The organism is Leisingera sp. F5 (assembly GCF_001593695.1).
In genome coordinates this window covers 1-2,515 of the sequence record NZ_LUKH01000420.1, presented here as the reverse complement: position 1 = coordinate 2,515, position 2,515 = coordinate 1, and the positions used below count along the sequence as shown (strand labels likewise).

The following is a 2,515-nucleotide window of genomic DNA, read 5'->3' as shown; positions in this document are numbered from 1 at the left end:
CATGGGGCCAAGCCGGCGCCGGATCCGCTTTTGGCCTTTTGCAAGGCTGCGGGCGTCTCTCCCGGCCGGACGGCCATGGTCGGCGACAGCCGCCATGATCTGGAAGCAGGCGCGGCGGCGGGAATGCAGCGGATCGGCGTCCTGACCGGCATGGCCCTGCACGATGAGCTGGCGCCGCACGCAGATATTGTGCTGCCCGATATCGGCCATATCCCGGCCTGGATGGACCGCTGATCCTCCACTGATTCCCGCGTTTTGAAACGGGGACGCCCGTTTTTGCCGGCGTGCAGTCTTGTACGCTGGTTTTTGCTGCGGCATACTGGGCACAAGTGTACAGAAATATCCTGAACCGCCGGATCGCACGGCAAAAACGACAGCGATAGTCGGGTTTGGACTGTTTTCGGCGGGCGGGATTGGCACAGTGAGTGGCTATCGGCATTTTTGAAATTCGGATCCAGGGGAGACCGGTATGGCAGACACAGGTGCGCGCAAGAAGCGGGGCGGAGGCAGGGCAGGCGCAGCGGCCCGGCGCGGCAGCGCTGCGCTGGAGCAAATGCCCTGGCAGATCCCGGTCAACATCGACCGGCCGACCGAGCCATTGAGCGAGGAAGGCGTGATGGCAATCCACGAGGGCGCCATGCGTATCCTGGAAGAGATCGGCGTGGTTTTCCTGAACCCGGAAGCGCTGGAGATCTTCAAACAGGCCGGCGTCAAGGTCGAGGGCGAGCTGGTCAAAATGGACCGGGACTTTGTGATGGAGATGGTTGGCAAGGCCCCGCGCGAATTCTCGATCACGCCGCGCAACCCGGACCGGACCATTCCGCTGGGCGGCAATCACATCCTGTTCGGCAATGTGTCTTCGCCGCCGAACTACTGGGATATGGAGCTGAACAAAAAGGTGGCCGGCAACCGCGAGCAATGCCGTAACCTGCTGAAACTGACCCAGTACTTCAACTGCATCCACTTTGCCGGCGGCTATCCGGTGGAGCCGGTGGACCTGCATGCCTCTACCCGGCATCTGGATGTGCTTTACGACAAGCTCACGCTCACCGACAAAGCGATGCATGCCTACTCCCTTGGCAAGGAGCGGGTCGAAGACGTGATGGAGATGGTGCGGATTGCCGGCGGGCTCAGCCACGAAGAATTCGATGCCAAGCCGCATATGTACACCAACATCAACTCCACCTCGCCGCTGAAGCACGACTTTCCGATGATCGACGGCTGCCTGCGGCTGGCGCGGCGCGGTCAGGCCATCGTGGTGTCGCCGTTCACGCTGGCGGGCGCGATGGCGCCGGTGACCATGGCCGGTGCGGTAGCGCAGTCGATTGCCGAAAGCCTCTGTGCCATTGCGCTGTTCCAGTATGTGCGTCCCGGCACGCCCTGCGTGATTGGCACCTTTACCTCCAACGTCGACATGAAGTCGGGCGCGCCGGCATTCGGCACGCCGGAATACATGCGCTCGACCCAGATGACCGGGCAGATGGCGCGGTTCTATGGCCTGCCGATGCGCTCCTCAGGCGTTTGCGCCGCCAACGTACCGGACGGGCAGGCGATCTGGGAGACCTCCAATTCGCTGTGGGCTGCGGTGCAGTCAGGCACGAATATGGTCTACCACGCGGCCGGCTGGCTGGAGGGCGGGCTGATTGCCAGCCCGGAGAAATTCATCATGGATTGCGAGATCCTGCAGCAGATCGAACGCTATATGCAGCCGCAAATCTCGGCGACCGGACCGGAGGAAATTGCGCTGGATGCAATCAAGGAAGTCGGCAATGACGGCCATTTCTTCGGTATTCAGCACACCCAGGACCGCTATTCCGAGGCCTTCTATCAGCCGTTCCTGAGCGACTGGCGCAATTACGAGGCCTGGGAGGCGGCAGGTGCGACCTGGACTGCTGAGCGCGCCCACAAGCTGTTCAAGGAGATCATCGCCGATTTCGAGGAGCCGCCGATGGACGCAGCAGTTCGCGACGAACTGGCGGATTTCGTCGCCCGTCGCAAGGCCGAGGGTGGCGCGCCGACAGATTTCTGAGGCACCGGCCTATCACCAGCAGGAAAAGCGGAGGCAGCCCCTCCGCTTTTTTATGCGCGGGTTGCAGGTTTGGCACACAGCGTGCCGGCGGCAGGTTGGAAGCCGCCGGTTTGGCGCGGATACAGAGCTGCAGGCTTGCCTCCTGGCGCCAGCCGGTCCAGTAGGGAGGGGCGCCTGAACGGTCCAATGCGGGAGTGCTGGTGCGTGCAAATTTGAAGTAGGTATCAGATGCGGCTGGCTGCAGGGCCGGCTGCCAGACCATGGCCGCGCTGCGCACATAGCCGGTTTCTGCTGCTGAGGGTGCAGGGTTCGTGCAAGAGTTGAAAATTACACAAGAAACGCGCGCGCCTTATCACGCAAATCAGCTTTGTTGGTTCTTTCTTAACCTGCAGGCGTCAAGACTGTGGCAAAGGCAAAGAGGGGCCATTGTATGCACGGTCTGATCAATAGGGCGATTCAGGCTTTTGTGACCAGTACCTACGGGGC

General features: G+C 61.7%; 2 protein-coding genes. Both read left to right on the top strand.

The annotated features are described in order from the left end of the window. The coding region (locus A2I95_RS31250) for an HAD hydrolase-like protein (protein WP_291736084.1) at positions 1-234 on the top strand (234 nt) is incomplete at its 5' end. A 235-nt stretch (positions 235-469) separates the two neighbouring features. Further along, the gene (locus A2I95_RS31245) at positions 470-2,029 is read left to right on the top strand and encodes a trimethylamine methyltransferase family protein (protein ID WP_291736082.1); all 1,560 of its coding nucleotides are present in this window, start codon (positions 470-472) and stop codon (positions 2,027-2,029) included. Positions 2,030-2,515 lie beyond the last annotated feature (486 nt).